This is a genomic window from Pseudomonas sp. URIL14HWK12:I5 (genome assembly GCF_900176445.1).
Taxonomy (GTDB): domain Bacteria; phylum Pseudomonadota; class Gammaproteobacteria; order Pseudomonadales; family Pseudomonadaceae; genus Aquipseudomonas; species Aquipseudomonas monteilii.
This window is the reverse complement of the sequence record NZ_FWXQ01000004.1, coordinates 272,597-288,592: the sequence shown is the minus strand read 5'-3', so window position 1 is coordinate 288,592 and position 15,996 is coordinate 272,597. Positions and strand designations below refer to the sequence as shown.

The following is a 15,996-nucleotide window of genomic DNA, read 5'->3' as shown; positions in this document are numbered from 1 at the left end:
CCTCATGGTTGAACTCATTTGCCGCAACCCGCTAAGGTCGCGGCCTTGATTCACGAGAGACAACCATGGGCTACCTGATAATCGTCGCGCTGATCCAGGCGTTTTCCTTCAGCCTGATCGGCGAGTACCTGGCCGGGCACGTCGACAGCTATTTTGCTGTGCTCGCACGGGTGGTGCTGGCAGGCCTGGTGTTCCTGCCATTGACCCGCTGGCGCCAGGTCGAGCCGCGTTTCATGCGCTCGATGCTGTTGATCGGCGCGCTGCAGTACGGCATCACCTACGTCTGCCTGTACCTAAGCTTCCGCGTGCTGACCGTGCCGGAAGTGCTGCTGTTCACCATCCTCACGCCACTGCATGTGACGCTGATCGAAGACGCCATGAACCGGCGTTTCAACCCGTGGGCGCTGCTGGCCGCGCTGGTTGCCGTGGGCGGTGCGGCGGTGATCCGCTTCGACAGCATCAGCGGCGAGTTCTTCATCGGCTTCCTGCTGCTGCAACTGGCCAACTTCACCTATGCCGCTGGCCAGGTGCTGTACCGCCACCTGGTCGCGCGCCACCCCAGCGACCTGCCACATTACGCGCGCTTCGGCTACTTCTACCTGGGCGCCTTGCTGGTGGTGTTGCCGGCCTTCCTGCTGTTCGGCAACGCCCAGCACCTGCCGAGCACCGATGTGCAATGGCTGGTGCTCCTGTTCCTGGGCCTGTGCCCGACGGCGCTGGGCCTGTACTGGTGGAACAAGGGCGCGTGCCTGGTGTCTGGCGGTACGTTGGCGGTGATGAACAACCTGCATGTACCGGTAGGGCTGCTGCTGAACCTGTTGATCTGGAACCAGCACGAGCCGCTGGGGCGGCTGTTCATCGGCGGCGGAATCATCCTGGCGTCGGTGTGGTTGAGCCGTCTGGGGGGGCGCGCGCAGTCTCCGCTGGTCGGCAAAGCCTGACATGCACACCATTTTCGTCATTGTTGCGCCGATCTTCGCTTTGATCCTGGTTGGCTACTTGTGCCGCAAGACCAACAAACTCGGCGACAAGGCCGCCGCCGAAATCAACAAGATGGTGGTCTGGCTGTGCCTGCCGGCGTTGCTGTTCAAGGTCACCGCCACCGCCACCTGGAGTGAGATCTGGCATCCTGGGTTCATCGTGGCCTTTGGTGCGGGTGCCTTGGCCATGTTCGTGTTCACGCTGGCGTGGCGGCTGTACAGCGGCCATGGCCTGGTGGCATCGAGCATCGACGGGCTCAGTGCGGGCTATGCCAATACCGGCTATATCGGCATCCCCTTGTGTCTGTTGCTGTTCGGTCAGGCAGGCTTGCAGCCGGCCCTGATCTCGTCGTTGATCGTCGTGTGCCTGGTGTTCGCCATTTCGCTGACACTGATCGAGATCGGTTTGCAGGAAGAGCGGCATATTGGCCGCGCCATCGTGGTGGTGGGCAAGGCGCTGGCGAAGAACCCGCTGGTGATTTCGCCGCTGGCGGGTGCTGGCTGGGCCATGACCGGGTTGGGGCTGGCCGAGCCGGTGATGCACTTTCTCGACATGCTGGCGTTGGCTACCACGCCGTGCGCCTTGATATCGCTGGGCGCGTTCCTGGCGGAAAAGCGTACCGGCGCACAGGCCAGTCCGTGGCCGTTGGTGGGGTTGAAGCTGGTAGGGCAGCCGGCGCTGACCTGGGTGCTGGCGTACAAGGTGTTCAGCCTGCCGAGCATGTGGGCGGCTTCGGCGGTGCTGTTGGCGGCACTGCCGACAGGGACCGGGCCGTTCATGCTGGCGGAGTATTACAACCGCGAGGCGGGGCTGATATCGCGGACGATCCTGTTATCGACCGTGGCTTCGCTGGTGACCTTGACCGGGCTGTTGTATCTGCTGGGGTATGCGGGTAGCTGAAGGCCTCTTTGCGTATAAACTCGCGCCTACAAACAATGCGTTTTCCTGTCGGTACGGGGCCGCTCATCGGCCCTGACGTTATCGAGCATGCCATGGCGCAACCAGCTATGACGCGTTCGTTACTGAGCCCAAATCACGCCGGTGCCTACCCGATAATCATGAAAATGAATCGGGAGACCGGCGTGAAGCTAGAAACGCGAAGTATCGAATTTGTCCCACACGCTGAGCGTTATGGCACGCCTAAACGACTGTTCACCATCTGGTTCAGCTCCAACTTCCAGATAACCGCACTGATGGTCGGCACCCTGGGAGCCGCGTCGGGGCTAAGTTTTGGCTGGACATTGTTGGGCCTGCTGGTCGGCAACCTGATCGGCACCGTGTTCATGGCGGCGCACTCTGCCCAGGGCCCTCACCTTGGCGTGCCACAGATGATCCAGAGCCGGGCCCAATTCGGTGTTCACGGCGCGGCGATCCCGTTGCTGGTGATGGTCACGGCTGCCGTCTTGTTCCTCGCCGCAAGCGGCGTGCTGATGCGTGAAGCGCTGCAGGCGCTGATGCCCATGAGCGATGGCCAAGCCATTGTGGTGGTGGGCGTACTGACCTTTATCATTGGCTTTATCGGCTACGAACTCATCCACCGCCTGGGGGCTTGGATGAGCCTGCTGTCCACCCTGGTTTTTGCTGGCGCCCTGATGCTGATCCTGCTGCACCCTGGCGGCCTCGAAAGCACAACGGCGGTGAGCACAGGCTTTTCGTTCGCCGCCTTCAACCTGATCGTTGCCCAGTCTGCCTCCTGGACGCTGGGCTATGGCCCCTATGTGGCCGACTACTCGCGGTACCTCCCGGCCAACGTCAACCCTCGCGCCACGTTCTGGGCTACCTATTGCGGTTGTGCGCTGGGCTCCTTCGCCATGATGGCATTGGGTGCGCTGGTGGCCGTGGAACTACCCGCCGCACTGGGGCATGACCCTGCAACGGCCATTGCCGCGTTGTTTGGCCCGTTGGCGCCGTTGGCGCTGGCAGTGATCGCACTGGGGGTGATCCAGTACAACGTCCTGTGCCTGTACAGCGCGTACATGTCGTCAGTCACGATCTTTGGTGCGTTCAAGACGATCGCTCACGTGACCTCAACTGCCAAAGCCATGGTAATGGCCTGCCTGACCGCAGCGGCAACGGTGATCGCCATCGCCACCCAGTACAACTTCGACACATTCTTTGCCGACATCCTGATCGGCCAGTTGTACCTGCTTATCCCTTGGAGCGCGATCAACCTGGTGGACTACTACTGGGTGTGCCGGGGTCACTATGATGTGGGAGCGCTGTATGACGCCAAGGGGCGCTACGGACGTTTCAATCGTCGAAGCCTGGCGGTGTACGCCGTGTCGATCATCGGCACCATCCCGTTCATGAAACTGTCGTTCTACACGGGTTTCGTGGCCGAATGGCTGGGTGTGGACATCAGTTGGGCCATGGGCTTGATCCTGGCCGGCGCGCTGTACTGCATGGTCCACGGGCGCGAAAGCAAGCCGCTTTCGACAACCCTGGAATGTGCGCCCTAGGGCTGCCTTGAAAAGCGAAAGGGCTGCAATGCAGCCCCTGTGATTCAAGCCTCGCTCATCGCTTCCAGGCGGCGCGGCGCCGATTCCGGCGTTGTGCGCCCCGCCAACCCGGCCCGCATGTCATTGCCACTTGGCTGCTGATAAAGGCCCAAGCCGAACTCCGGCAACACGGCCAGCAGATAGTCGAAAATATCCCCCTGGATGCGTTCGTAGTCTGCCCATACCGTGGTGGTGGTGAAGCAGTAGATCTCCAGCGGCACACCCTCGGCGGTGGTCTGCATCTGTCGCACCATGCAGGTCATGTTCGGGTGCACGTTGGGGTGGTTCTTAAGGTAGGCCAGGGCAAAGGCGCGGAAGGTGCCGATGTTGGTCAGTTTGCGGCGGTTGGCCGCCAGCTCCGCCACCGGCCCCAGGGCCTCGTTCCAGTTTTGCAGCTCCTGGCGCTTGCCGGCCAGGTAGTCGCCCAGCAGCTGCACCTGGCTCAGGCGCTGTTCCTCTTCGCGGGTGAGGAAGCGTACCCCAGCGGCATCAATGAACAAGCTGCGCTTGATCCGCCGGCCACCGGACTGCTGCATGCCGCGGTAGTTGCGGAACGACTCGCTCATCAGGCGCCAGGTGGGGATGGAGACGATGGTCTTGTCGAAGTTCTGTACCTTGACGGTGTGAAGGGTGATGTCCACCACATCGCCATCGGCACCCACCTGCGGCATTTCGATCCAGTCGCCCACATGCAGCATGTCGTTGCTGGTCAGCTGCACGCTGGCGACGAACGACAGCAGGGTGTCCTTGTACACCAACAGCAGCACCGCCGACATGGCACCCAGGCCAGACAGCAGCAACAGCGGCGAGCGGTCGATCAGGGTGGCGATGATGACGATGGCGGCGAAAATCCACAGCATCATCTTGGCCAGCTGCACGTAGCCCTTGATCGAGCGGGTGCGGGCGTGTTCGGTGCGGGCGTAGATGTCGAGCAGGGCATCCAGCAGGCACGACAGCGCCAGGGTCATGAACAGCAGCGTGAAGGCCAGGGCGACATTGCCGAGGAAGTGCTGGGCGGTGTCGGACAGCTCTGGCACCAGCTTCAGGCCAAACTGCAGCACCAGCGACGGTGTGGTTTGTGCCAGGCGATGGAACACCTTGTTGTGGCGCAGGTCGTCCAGCCACTTCAGCGCCGGTTGGCGTGCCAGCAGGCGGGCGCTGTGCAGTACCAGGAAGCGTGCCAGCCGGCCGATGACCAGGGAAATCAGCAGCAGCACCGCCAGGCCAATGGCCGCGTGCAGCATGGGGTGTTGGTCGAGGGTGCCCCACAGGTCGAGGGAGTCACGCCAGATTCGTTGGATATCCATGGGCTTGCGTACAGTCTTGTTGCGAAACGAAGTGCCATTAGAGCGCGGATGGCGGCAAAGTTGCCAAAAGAAATTCGGCTAAGCCGGCAGAAAACGTTACCCTATGCAACTGAATTTCCCGCACTTGCCCGAGGTTACCTCCGTGTTCTCCCAATTCGCCCTGCATGAACGCCTGCTTAAAGCCGTGGCCGAGCTTAAATTTGTCGAGCCAACCCCGGTGCAGGCCGCGGCCATTCCCTTGGCCCTGCAAGGGCGTGACCTGCGTGTGACCGCGCAGACCGGCAGCGGTAAAACGGCAGCCTTCGTGCTGCCGCTGCTGAACCGCCTGGTCGACCTGAAAGGTGGACGGGTAGAGATCCGCTCGCTGATCCTGCTGCCGACCCGCGAGCTGGCCCAGCAGACCCTCAAGCAAGTGCAGCTGTTCTCGCAGTTCACCTACATCAAGGCGGGCCTGGTCACCGGCGGTGAAGACTTCAAGGAACAGGCCGCCATGCTGCGCAAGGTGCCGGACGTGCTGATCGGCACCCCGGGCCGCCTGCTGGAGCAGCTCAATGCCGGTAACCTGGACCTGTCCCACGTGCAGGTACTGATCCTCGACGAGGCCGACCGCATGCTCGACATGGGCTTCGCCGAAGACATGGAGCGCCTGTGCAAGGAGTGCGAGAACCGCGAGCAAACCCTGCTGTTCTCGGCCACCACCGGTGGCGCTGCCCTGCGCGACATCATCGGCAAGGTGCTGAAAGACCCTGAGCACCTGATGCTCAACAGCGTGTCGCAGCTGGCCGAAGGCACCCGCCAGCAAATCATCACCGCCGACCACGACCAGCACAAAGAAGCCATCGTGCAGTGGCTGCTGGCCAACGAAACCTTCGACAAGGCGATCATCTTCACCAACACCCGCGCCCTGGCCGACCGTATCTACGGCCACCTGGTGGCCAAGGACGTGAAGGCATTCGTGCTGCACGGCGAAAAGGACCAGAAGGACCGCAAGCTGGCCATCGAGCGCTTCAAGCAAGGCAGCTCCAAGGTGCTCGTGGCCACCGACGTCGCAGCCCGCGGCCTGGACATCGACGGCCTGGACCTGGTGATCAACTTCGACATGCCACGCAGCGGTGACGAGTACGTGCACCGTGTGGGCCGTACCGGCCGCGCCGGTGGCGAAGGCCTGGCAATCTCGCTGATCACCCACAATGACTGGAACCTGATGTCGAGCATCGAGCGCTACCTCAAGCAGCAGTTCGAGCGCCGGGTGATCAAGGAAGTGAAGGGTACTTACAGCGGGCCGAAGAAGGTCAAGGCGTCGGGCAAGGCTGTTGGGGCCAAGAAGAAGAAGGTAGACAAGAAGGGCGGCGATAAGAAAGCTGCCGCCAAGCGCAAGCCGACCGCCAAACCGAGGCCAAATGCACCGCTGGCCAGCGCTGATGGCCTGGCGCCACTGAAAAAGCGCAAGCCGGCTACTGAGTAACATTCAGTAGCGGTGTTGGCTTCTTCGCGGGCTTGCCCGCGAAGAAGCCAGCACAGGCGCCAACTACTCAGCCTTCTTCTCCGCCGTTTTCAACTCCTTGATCCGCTGGTCAATCAGCTGACACTTGTCGGGCAAGTCCTTGCTCGCCGTCTCCAGGTCCATCCCCTGAAGCTCGTCATTGATCTCCTTGGCCTTCTGCGGGTTCTGCTCGGTCAATTGGGTAACCAGCCCGGCCAGCTCTTCACGTTTCTGCGTTGCTTCTTCCGGTGTGCAGGCCCAGGCGGGCAGGGCGCAGGACAGGGCGATGGCGCAAGTAAGGGGCAGCAGCGGTTTCATCCTTTTTACCTCCAGCGGTGGTTATGCGCGGTGGAGGGCAAAAGGCGCGGGCAAGTTCAGCGATTGCGACCGATGGCGATAACGGTTAGTCATCCAGCGAGGTGGGGCACTCATATCGTGGCTCTCATTCAACTTTCCGGAACGTCACCACTCACTCTCCGGTCCCAACCTGTGTACCCCTTCCGTCCACAGCTGGAGCCCATCACCATGAGCATCCCCTACGACTGGGACCTGATCGAGCGCTTGTTGCACGAGGTGCAGAACGGCGCTGGTCACAGCTTTACCCCACGCCCCTATGCCGAGCAGCACGCAGCATCGCTGGCTGCCAAAGGTGAGCCGGTGGGAGACCTGGACCTGCTTAAAACCCTGGCCTGTGAGTACGAGAAGCTGCTGTTCAAGCGTGGCTTCATCGCAAGCCGGCCTGAAGAAGAGGGCGGCAATGGCGAAAACTTTGTGTTGACCGAGCGCGGTTTGCGCCTGATGAGCCTGATCGATAGCAGCATCCCCGGCTTCGAGCACCCGCGTCAGGTGCTGGACGAGCAGGCGGATGCGCTGGATGAAGCCACCTTCGAACAGGTGTCAGCGAAGGCGCAGATTGCTTGAGGTCGTTTTGAGGCTGGCAAGGGTGGGCACGGAAACCCGATAATCGGTAACTTCTGAATATTGCCGAGCCCTTGCCCATGCCGACGATCACACCAGAGGCCCGCCCATGAGCGCGGTCCGCAAGAACCCTGATGCCTTCGCTTTCCAGGTGATGCTGGGGCTGTGCCTGATCTGGGGTTGCCAGCAGGTGCTGATCAAAACCGCCGCCGTGGATATCGCCCCGGTGATGCAAGCGGCCCTGCGCAATGGTATCGCCGCCGTTCTGGTAGGCCTGATGTTGTGCTGGCGCGGTGGCTGGGAACAGGTCGGCAGTACATGGCGCGCCGGGGTGGTGGCGGGTGGGTTGTTCGGCCTTGAATTCCTGTTCATTGCCGAGGGGCTGAAGCTGACGTCGGCCGCGCACATGTCGGTGTTCCTCTATACCGCACCGGTGTTTACCGCGTTGGGCTTGCATTTCCGGTTACCCAGCGAGCGCCTGAGGCTGTTGCAGTGGCTGGGGATTTTGCTGGCATTTGGTGGCATTGCCATGGCGTTTGCCGGTGGCATGTCGTTCGAGGAGATGGATGGCCGCATGCTGCTGGGTGATGCCTTCGGTGTAATCGCCGGCCTGGCCTGGGGCGCGACCACGGTGGTGGTGCGTTGCTCACGGCTGTCGGAGGCGCCGGCGACCTTGACCCTGTTCTATCAGCTGGCGGTGGGTTTTGCCGGGCTGTTGCTGATTGCCTTGCTCAGTGGGCAGATCGGGGCCGTGTCGCTGACGCCATTGGCCATGGGCAGTGTGCTGTTCCAGGGGATTGTGGTGTCGTTCGTCAGCTACCTGACCTGGTTCTGGTTGCTGCGCAAGTACCTGGCATCAAACCTCGCTGTGTTTTCGTTCATCACCCCGCTGTTCGGGGTGACCTTTGGTGTACTGCTGCTGGATGAGCCGCTGAGCGTCAACTTTGTGATTGGCGCGTTGATGGTGCTGCTGGGGGTCATTCTGGTAAGTGCCGAGCCTTGGGTGAAGAAGCAGTTACGGCGGTATGTAGGTTAAAGGTTTGCAGGGCAGGCGCCGCCGGCCCGCTCGCTGCGTGCCAACCTCACCAGCCCCCCGGCCACCACCAACCCGCCTGCCGCCGCCATCAGCGCCGGCTGCAGCCCGCCGCTGTTTTGGATGCTGAGTGCTGCCAGCAGCGGGCCACTCAGCTGCCCCAGGGCAAAGCATGCGGTCAATAGCCCGGCATTGCGTTGCGTGGCATGGGGTGCCAGCTCTCGCGAGCGTTGCATTACCAGTTGCATGCAGGCCAGGAACGGCCCGCCACACAGCACCACGCCCAGCGCCAGCCCGATGCCCCCGCCCAACAGGCAGGCCAGCACGCCGACCCCTTGCAGCCACAGCGTGGCGGTCAGCCAGGTTGAGGTGCGGCCGCCACGGCGCAGGCTTACCAGCAGCACGCCCAAGGCCGCCGCCAGGCCAAACGCCGGCCAGAACAGGTCGGCCTGCCACTGCCCCTGGAACTGTTGGCTGGCCATTTGCGACAGGAAGGTGGCCGGCAGGATGTAACCGACGCCGTAGAGCGCATACACCAGCCCCAGGCGGCCAATGCCCACGCTGCGGGTCGGGCATTGGCGCACTGGCGACGGGGCTGGCGCCGCTTGCAGGGCGCGTGGCAGCCATGGCCGCACGGCCAGCAACATCATCAGCGCCGCCACGGCATAGATCAGCCACAGGGCTGCCGAGCCCAGCCCCAGCACATGCGACACCAAGGCCAGCAGCCCGGTCATGGCAATGCCCAGGCCTGGCCCGGCGAACACCAGGGCGCCTTGGCGCTGGCGGTTGTGTGCATTGGCCACTTGCTGGCTGAGGCTGGTGATCATCACCAGCACCCACGCACTGGCCACGCCGGTACCAAAGCGCAGCAGCAGGTGGCTCCACAACCCCTCAGCGGCCCACGAGGCCAGGGTCAGCAGCACGCACAACCACAGCCCACCCTGCAGGCGCAGTCGCACCTGGCCGGGTGAGCGGGCGAACATGGCATCTACCGCGCCAATGAAATAGCCCAGGTAGTTGGCTGCCGCGACCAGCCCGGCAACCGCCAGGTCGAACTGGCCTTCGGCGATCAGTTGCGGCAATTGTGGCGTGAGGGCGAAACGGCCGATGCCCATGGCCATCATCAGCGCCACGGCGCTGGCCAGCAGTTGGATAAGTGGCGACATGACAAGTCTCCTGCACGGATGTAAGCGATAGCCGGCAGGTTAGGGCGGTTTCTTTTTCAATAAAATTGAATAATGATGATCAAGTTGTTCTGTTTTGGAGAATGCCGTGGAATTCAGCCAGCTCCGTATCTTCCAGGCCGTTGCCGAGGAAGGCTCGGTCACCCGTGCCGCAGAGCGTCTGCATCGGGTGCCGTCAAACTTGTCGACGCGCCTGCGCCAACTGGAAGAGCAACTGGGCGTCGAGCTGTTCCTGCGTGAACGCCAGCGCCTGCAGCTATCGCCAGCGGGCAAGGTGCTGCTGGACTACGCACACCGCATGTCGGCCTTGCGCGACGAGGCGCTGGCTGCCGTACGGGGCGGCCAGCCGGCCGGGGATTTTGTGCTGGGGACCATGTACAGCACGGCGGCAACCCATTTGCCGGCGTTGCTGGCGCGCTACCACCAGGCCTACCCGGCGGTGAACCTGCAGGTGCGCGCTGCCCCTAGCGGCGAGCTGCTGGAAGGCTTGCTAAGCCACCGCCTGGATGCTGCCCTGGTGGATGGGCCGCTGAACCTGGCCGGGCTGGATGGTGTGCCGTTGTGTGACGAGCATCTGGTGCTGATCACCAGCCCGGAGCACCCGGCAGTGCATACCGCCCAGGATGTGGCAGGGAAGGCCGTGTTCACGTTCCGCCAGGGCTGCTCGTACCGCATGCGCCTGGAGGCCTGGTATGCCCATGCGCATACCCCTATGGGCCGGGTCATGGAGATCGAGTCTTACCAGAGCATGCTGGCCTGCGTGATTGCCGGCGCAGGCGTGGCGATGATGGCCCAGTCGATGCTCGACAGCTTGCCAGGGCGCGACCGGGTAAGGGTGCACCGTCTGCAAGCACCGTTCGATCAGGCGGTCACCTGGCTGATGTGGCGTCAGGGTATGCGCGGTGCCAATTTGCAGGCATGGATCGACCTGCAACAAAGCGAAACGATTAACCAGTCGTCGGAATGCGCCGTTACGGCTTGATCCGCGTCAAAATGGCCCTTATCTGTAAGATCAGAAGCATGCGTAATACAGGACATCGGGCTATGATCTGTATGAAACATCGCAGGATTGATTTGCCGTGAGGCTGACCCGTCAAGGGGGCATTATGAATAAACCACTGTCCAACTGGCTCCACGACCTGGCGGTTGCCTTGGGGCTGATTCCACCACCCTTGCAGCCGGTGCCGATCCCGACTGATGAAGAGCAGCGCAAGCGCCAGCCGCGTCGTCGCTGACAAAAACAAAGGCCGCTGCACCTGAGTAGGTGCAGCGGCCTTTTTGTGTCTGCTGATTGTTTATTGCCTGTCAGGCCAGATTCACTGCACCGACGGGTTTACGGGACATCAGGCTAACCACCACAAAGCTCACCAAGCCAACAGCCAGGCTGTAGTAGATCGGCGTATTGGCCTCCAGCCCGTCCTTGAACATGAACAGCAGCGCGGTGGCAAAGCCCAGCGACATGCTGGCAATGGCGCCGGCGGTGGTCGCACGCTTCCAGAAGATCGCCCCGATCAGTGGGATCAGCATGCCGCCGACCAGCAGGTTGTAGGCCAGGGTCAGTGCGTTGATCACGTCGTTCACCATCAGCGCGATACCCAGTACCACCAGGCCGGTGAGCAGGGTGAACAGGCGGCTGACGCCAAGGCTCGACTGCTTGCCGCCACGCAGTTTGGGCAGCAGGTCTTCGGTCACGGTAGTCGAGGCCGCCAGCAGGCCGGCACTGGCGGTGGACATCATGGCTGCCAGCGCTGCCGCCATCAGCAGGCCACGGATGCCATCGGGCAGGGTGGTCTTGATCATTTCGGCGAACGCATTGTTCGGGTTGGCCAGGTCGGGCATCAGCACATGTGCAGCCATGCCGATCGCGGCGCAGGCCAGGCCGTACAGCACGCAGTACACACCAGCGGTGGTACCGGCACGCTGGCAGACTTTCTCGTCACGGGCGGTGAACACCCGCTGCCAGATGTCCTGGCCGATGAGGATGCCGAAGAAGTAGATCAGGAAGTAGGTGATGATGGTGTCCCAGCCAATGGTGGTCAGCTGGAAGCTGGCCGCCGGCAGCTTGGCCACCAGGGTGTCCCAGCCACCGGCCTTGTACAGGCACACTGGCAGCAGGATGAACATCAGGCCGACGGTTTTGATCACGAACTGCACGATGTCGGTCAGGGTCAGCGACCACATGCCGCCAATGGTGGAGTACAGCACCACTACACCGCCGCCGAGCATCAGCGAGGCCCAGAATGGCAGGTCCAGCAGCACTTGCAGTACGGTGGCCATGGCCAGGGTAGAGGTCACGCCGATCATCAGCGCGTAAGCCAGCATGATCACGGCGCTGGCCTGGCGAGCGGTCGGGTTGTAGCGCTGCTCCAGCACCTGAGTCACGGTGAAGATGCGCAGGCGCAGCAACGGTTTGGCGAGGAACAGGTTGATGGCGATGATGCCCAGGCCCAAGGCTGCACATAGCCAGAAACCGGAAATGCCGTGGACGTAGCCCAGGCGTACGGTGCCAACGGTAGAAGCACCACCCAGCACGGTCGTGGCCATGGTGCCCATGTACAAGACAGGGCCGAGGTTGCGCCCGGCTACCAGGTAGTCTTCGTGGGTTTTCGCGCGCCGCATGCCATACCAGCCAAGCCCGAGCATGCCGGCGGTATAAATCATTACAACAATGATGTCCAAGGCCATTGGGGGTCTCCCGATTATCTTTATTATGGCGAGATCGACCACGCGGGCGGTTGCACGGCGCCCGGCGGTCTTGTCGTGTTGTTGGCGGGCCTCAGTGGCCCTCCCTCATGGCTCCTGCCGGGGTGTAGCGGTATTAGCGACGCACTACGCCCGGTAGCACGCAGAGCATTTCGAACAGCAGGTTGGCACCGAGCAGCGAGGTGTTGCCGGTGGTGTCGTAAGGCGGGGAGACTTCGACAAGGTCACAGCCGATCAGGTCCAGGCCGTGGCAGCCGCGAATGATCTCCATCGCCTGGATGGTGGTCAAGCCGCCGATTTCCGGGGTGCCGGTGCCAGGTGCCCAGGCCGGGTCGATGCCGTCGATGTCGAACGACAGGTAAACCGGGCCGCCGCCGACTTTTTCCCGCACTTCGGCCATCAGTGGCTCCAGCGACTTGTGCCAGCACTCTTCGGCCTGCACCACACGGAAACCCTGGCGGCGGCTCCAGTTGAAGTCGTCAGCGGTATAGCCCTGGGCGCGCAGGCCTATCTGCACCACGCGGTCGCAATCGAGCAGGCCTTCTTCCACAGCGCGGCGGAAGGTGGTGCCGTGGGCGATCTTCTCGCCGAACATGTGGTCGTTGACGTCGGCGTGGGCATCGATGTGCACCAGGCCGATCTTGCCGTGCTTCTTGTGCAGTGCGCGCAGGATCGGCAGGGTGATGGTGTGGTCGCCACCCAGGGTCATCGGGATGACATTGTGCTCGACGATCTCGTCATACGCTTCTTCGATGATGCGCACGGCGTCCAGCAGGTTGAAGGTGTTGATCGCTACGTCGCCGATGTCGGCCACCGACAGCGAGTCGAACGGTGCAGCACCGGTGGCCATGTTGTACGGGCGGATCATCACCGACTCGGCGCGAATCTGCCGTGGGCCGAAGCGGGTGCCGGAGCGCAGCGAGGTGCCGATGTCCAGCGGCACGCCAATGAAGGCGGCATCCAGGCCTTCGGCGCTCTGCAGGTGGGGAAGACGGAGCATGGTGGCGATGCCGCCGAAACGCGGCATTTCGTTGCCGCCCAGTGGTTGGTGGAGAGTCTTGTCCACGGTGGGCCTCATCAGTCGGTCGATTGTTCTGTTTGTTCGAACCTGTGCCGCCGCGCGCCATTTCAAGTGTGGTTTTGCCGGCGGGCAGGGACATTTCGGCCAAGTCTGCTGAAGGTAGTGGCGGGGAAGAATCGCTACCGACAAAAACTTAGTTCAGGAATTTCTGAACTAAAGGAGGGCAGAGCGGTTAGACTGCGCGCAAATACCCCTGCGGAACCGTTGCACCATGGCCTCGACCTTGCCCGACCTGAAACTGCTGCGCATCTTTATCAGCGTGGTGCGCCACCAGGGCTTTGCCAACGCCCAGCGCGAGCTGAACCTTTCAACCTCGGCCATCAGTACTTACATGAGCCAGTTGGAGGGGGCCTTGGGTATCGTGTTGTGTCACCGTGGCCGGGGCGGCTTCAGCCTCACCAGCAAAGGCGAACTGTTCCACCAGGAAACCCTGCGCCTGTTGGCCGAGCTGGACGGCTTCGAGCAGTATGCCGCTGCCCTCAAGGGTGAACTGCGCGGCACCCTCAACCTTGGGGTGATCGACTCCACGGTCGGTGACCGGGCCTTGCCGCTGGCCGAAGCCATTGGCGCCTATAGCCAGGAGCACCCGGCAGTGCACCTGCACCTGTCGGTGTCCAGCCCCTACGAGCTGCAACTGGGTGTGCAGGACAACCGCCTGGACCTGGCCATTGGCGCATTCTCCTCGCGCATGAGCGGCCTGCTGTACCAGCCGTTGTACCGTGAGCAGCACTGGTTGTACTGCAGCAGCCGTCACCCGCTGTATACCGAGCGGCGTATCCCTGAGCCGGTGGTGACGCAGCAACGCATGGTCGGGCGTGGCTACTGGAGCCAGGCCGAGTTGGCCCGGCATGGTTTCAAGCACAGCGCGGCGACGGTGGAGAGTATGGAGGCGCAACTGATCCTGATTCTGTCCGGGGCCTATATCGGCTATTTGCCCGAACATTACGCCCAGGCCTGGGTCGACAAGGGCGACTTGCGTGTGCTGTCGCCGTCGACGTTTGGTTACCAGGCCCCGTTTTCGCTGATCATCCGTCGCGGGCGTAGCCGTGAACCCTTGATCCAGACCTTCCGCGACCTGCTGAAAAGCCAGCTCAACGTGGGCTGAGAAGCAAGGTGTTCATGCATTCCGTCGGGAGGCGCTAAATTCCGGCAAAAGCAGACCGCTAACCTGATAGCGCTCTGCTACATATCAACTTGCGCTGATGATTTTCCCTCATTTCATCCTGCAAGGATCGCCCAAGATGCGCATGAATTTGCCCGTCACTGAGCACGAAAGAACCTTTTCCAGCGATCAACGCCTGATTTCCACCACGGACCTGAACAGCCGCATCACCTACTGCAACGACGCCTTCGTGGCGATCAGCGGTTTCACGTACGACGAACTGGTCGGCCAACCCCACAACCTGGTGCGCCACCCGGATATGCCGCCGGCGGTATTCGGGCATATGTGGGAGACCATCAAGCAAGGCAAACCGTGGATGGGCGTGGTCAAGAACCGGGCCAAGAACGGGGACTATTACTGGGTCAGCGCCTATGTCACGGCGATCTACGAGCAGGGCCGCATCAGTGGCTACGAGTCGGTGCGCTCGGTACCCACGCGCGAGCAGATCCGCCGTGCCGAGGCGCTGTATGCCCGCCTGCGGGGCGGCAGGGCTGCCGTGCCATGGGCGGCGCGGCTGGGGCATGGGCTGGGCCATGGCTGGCCGCTGATTGGCGCAGGCCTGTTGTCGGCAGCCGGTTACCTGTGGTTGCCGCCCTATGCCGCGCTCGGGGTGCTGATGGCCAGCCTCCTGCTGGCCTGGTACCTGGTCGAGCACCGGCAGAACCAAGCCATCCGCCGCACGCTGGCCGAGCACCCCAAGGCCTTCACCAGCCCGCTGGTGGCACTGACCTACAGCGACAACCCGGGCCTGCAAGGCCAGCTTGACCTCGCCATCATCAGCGAGGAAGCACGCTTGCAAACGGCCCTGACTCGGCTGGTGGATGCCGGGGTAGGGGTGAAGTCGAGGGCGGCGCAGTCGTCCGATTTGTCTGACGCCCAGGCGCAGATGCTCGACCGCCAGCGCAGTGAAACCGACCAATCGGCCACGGCCATCGCGCAGATGGCAGCGACCATCCAGCAAGTCACCCACAACGTGCAAAGTACGGCTCATGCGGCGGGTGATGCCGACCAGTTGGCGCAGCAGGGTAGCGAACTGGCGCTGCAGAGCCTCAAGGCCATGGGCAGCATGAGCGATGCGGTCAATGACATCGGCCTGGCAGTCAATGCCTTGGCCGAGCAGACCCAGTCGATCGGCAGTGTGGTCGATGTCATTACCTCGATTGCCGAACAGACCAACCTGCTGGCGCTCAATGCGGCCATCGAGGCGGCGCGCGCCGGCGAGCAAGGGCGTGGGTTTGCCGTGGTCGCCGATGAGGTGCGTTCGCTGGCCCAGCGCACCCGTGCTTCCACCGATGAGATCCACCACATCATCGCCTCGCTGCGCGCAGGGGCAGAGCGGGCCGTGAGCACCGCCAGCCGGGGCGAGCAGATCTCGAGAGACAGCGTGCACAGTGTCGAGGCCGTGCAGGCTGCGTTGAGCGGGATAGCCCAGGCGGTCAGCCGTATCACCGGCATGAGCCAGCAGATGGCGACGGCGTCGGAGCAGCAGAGCCATGTGGCCGAAGATATCAACCAGCAGATCGTGAGGATTGCCCAGCTGTGCGACCAGAGTGCCGGGCAGGCACGGCAGGGGGCTGAAATCAGCCAGGATCTGGAGCGCATGGCGGAGTACCTGCATAGCCTGGCGGAGCGGTTCAATCGTTAAG

At 62.6% G+C, this 15,996-nt stretch carries 15 protein-coding genes; 10 read left to right on the top strand and 5 right to left on the bottom strand.

Annotated features, from left to right (window positions below; genetic code table 11):
• The first annotated feature begins 65 nt into the window (after positions 1-65).
• The 3 genes from B9A31_RS11775 (at position 66) to B9A31_RS11765 (ending at position 3,440) form a co-directional block, all read left to right on the top strand.
• On the top strand, positions 66-941 hold the full coding sequence (locus tag B9A31_RS11775) for a carboxylate/amino acid/amine transporter (RefSeq protein ID WP_019099145.1): 876 nt from the start codon (positions 66-68) through the stop codon (positions 939-941).
• Between the two features lies 1 nt (position 942).
• Positions 943-1,881 (top strand): AEC family transporter, encoded by a 939-nt coding sequence (locus tag B9A31_RS11770; RefSeq protein ID WP_084297005.1) that lies wholly within the window; start codon positions 943-945, stop codon positions 1,879-1,881.
• Positions 1,882-2,063: 182 nt separating this feature from the next.
• Entirely contained in the window at positions 2,064-3,440 is a 1,377-nt protein-coding gene (locus B9A31_RS11765; protein WP_050547879.1) for a purine-cytosine permease family protein, read from the top strand.
• A 44-nt stretch (positions 3,441-3,484) separates the two neighbouring features.
• Here the strand turns inward: B9A31_RS11765 and B9A31_RS11760 are convergent, their stop codons facing one another.
• The gene (locus tag B9A31_RS11760; protein ID WP_016711891.1) at positions 3,485-4,786 is read right to left on the bottom strand and encodes a mechanosensitive ion channel family protein; all 1,302 of its coding nucleotides are present in this window, start codon (positions 4,784-4,786) and stop codon (positions 3,485-3,487) included.
• 103 nt (positions 4,787-4,889) lie between these two features.
• Here B9A31_RS11760 and B9A31_RS11755 point away from each other — a divergent pair, with 103 nt between their 5' ends.
• Positions 4,890-6,251 (top strand): DEAD/DEAH box helicase, encoded by a 1,362-nt coding sequence (locus B9A31_RS11755; protein WP_016711890.1) that lies wholly within the window; start codon positions 4,890-4,892, stop codon positions 6,249-6,251.
• A gap of 63 nt (positions 6,252-6,314) precedes the next feature.
• On the opposite strand, the gene B9A31_RS11750 is transcribed toward B9A31_RS11755, so the two are convergent.
• On the bottom strand, positions 6,315-6,587 hold the full coding sequence (locus B9A31_RS11750; RefSeq protein ID WP_019099143.1) for a hypothetical protein: 273 nt from the start codon (positions 6,585-6,587) through the stop codon (positions 6,315-6,317).
• Between the two features lie 207 nt (positions 6,588-6,794).
• Here B9A31_RS11750 and B9A31_RS11745 point away from each other — a divergent pair, with 207 nt between their 5' ends.
• Together B9A31_RS11745 and B9A31_RS11740 are read left to right on the top strand one after the other, a co-directional pair.
• The gene (locus B9A31_RS11745; RefSeq protein ID WP_019099142.1) at positions 6,795-7,190 is read left to right on the top strand and encodes a hypothetical protein; all 396 of its coding nucleotides are present in this window, start codon (positions 6,795-6,797) and stop codon (positions 7,188-7,190) included.
• 106 nt (positions 7,191-7,296) lie between these two features.
• Positions 7,297-8,223, top strand: a complete 927-nt coding sequence (locus tag B9A31_RS11740; RefSeq protein ID WP_025753882.1) for a DMT family transporter — start codon at positions 7,297-7,299, stop codon at positions 8,221-8,223.
• Here B9A31_RS11740 and B9A31_RS11735 read toward each other — a convergent pair.
• Positions 8,220-9,386 (bottom strand): MFS transporter, encoded by a 1,167-nt coding sequence (locus tag B9A31_RS11735; RefSeq protein ID WP_025753881.1) that lies wholly within the window; start codon positions 9,384-9,386, stop codon positions 8,220-8,222. The genes B9A31_RS11740 and B9A31_RS11735 overlap by 4 nt on opposite strands.
• Positions 9,387-9,492: 106 nt before the next feature.
• Between B9A31_RS11735 and B9A31_RS11730 the strand changes: the two genes are divergently transcribed.
• Positions 9,493-10,386 (top strand): putrescine utilization regulator PtrR, encoded by an 894-nt coding sequence (locus B9A31_RS11730; protein WP_019099639.1) that lies wholly within the window; start codon positions 9,493-9,495, stop codon positions 10,384-10,386.
• Positions 10,387-10,510: 124 nt separating this feature from the next.
• Positions 10,511-10,639 carry a PA1414 family protein gene (locus B9A31_RS27485; protein ID WP_009683677.1) on the top strand — a complete coding sequence of 43 codons (129 nt, stop codon included), beginning with the start codon at positions 10,511-10,513 and terminating at the stop codon, positions 10,637-10,639.
• Between the two features lie 70 nt (positions 10,640-10,709).
• Here the strand turns inward: B9A31_RS27485 and B9A31_RS11725 are convergent, their stop codons facing one another.
• Together B9A31_RS11725 and speB are read right to left on the bottom strand one after the other, a co-directional pair.
• On the bottom strand, positions 10,710-12,089 hold the full coding sequence (locus B9A31_RS11725) for a sodium:solute symporter family protein (RefSeq protein WP_016711884.1): 1,380 nt from the start codon (positions 12,087-12,089) through the stop codon (positions 10,710-10,712).
• 133 nt (positions 12,090-12,222) lie between these two features.
• Entirely contained in the window at positions 12,223-13,173 is a 951-nt protein-coding gene (speB, locus tag B9A31_RS11720; protein WP_003254586.1) for an agmatinase, read from the bottom strand.
• A 226-nt stretch (positions 13,174-13,399) separates the two neighbouring features.
• On the opposite strand from speB, the gene B9A31_RS11715 reads away from it, so the two are divergent.
• Together B9A31_RS11715 and B9A31_RS11710 are read left to right on the top strand one after the other, a co-directional pair.
• Complete coding sequence (locus tag B9A31_RS11715; RefSeq protein WP_016711883.1) at positions 13,400-14,293, top strand: LysR family transcriptional regulator; 894 nt, start codon at positions 13,400-13,402, stop codon at positions 14,291-14,293.
• A 136-nt stretch (positions 14,294-14,429) separates the two neighbouring features.
• The gene (locus B9A31_RS11710; RefSeq protein WP_027615324.1) at positions 14,430-15,995 is read left to right on the top strand and encodes a methyl-accepting chemotaxis protein; all 1,566 of its coding nucleotides are present in this window, start codon (positions 14,430-14,432) and stop codon (positions 15,993-15,995) included.
• The last annotated feature ends 1 nt before the right edge of the window (position 15,996 follow it).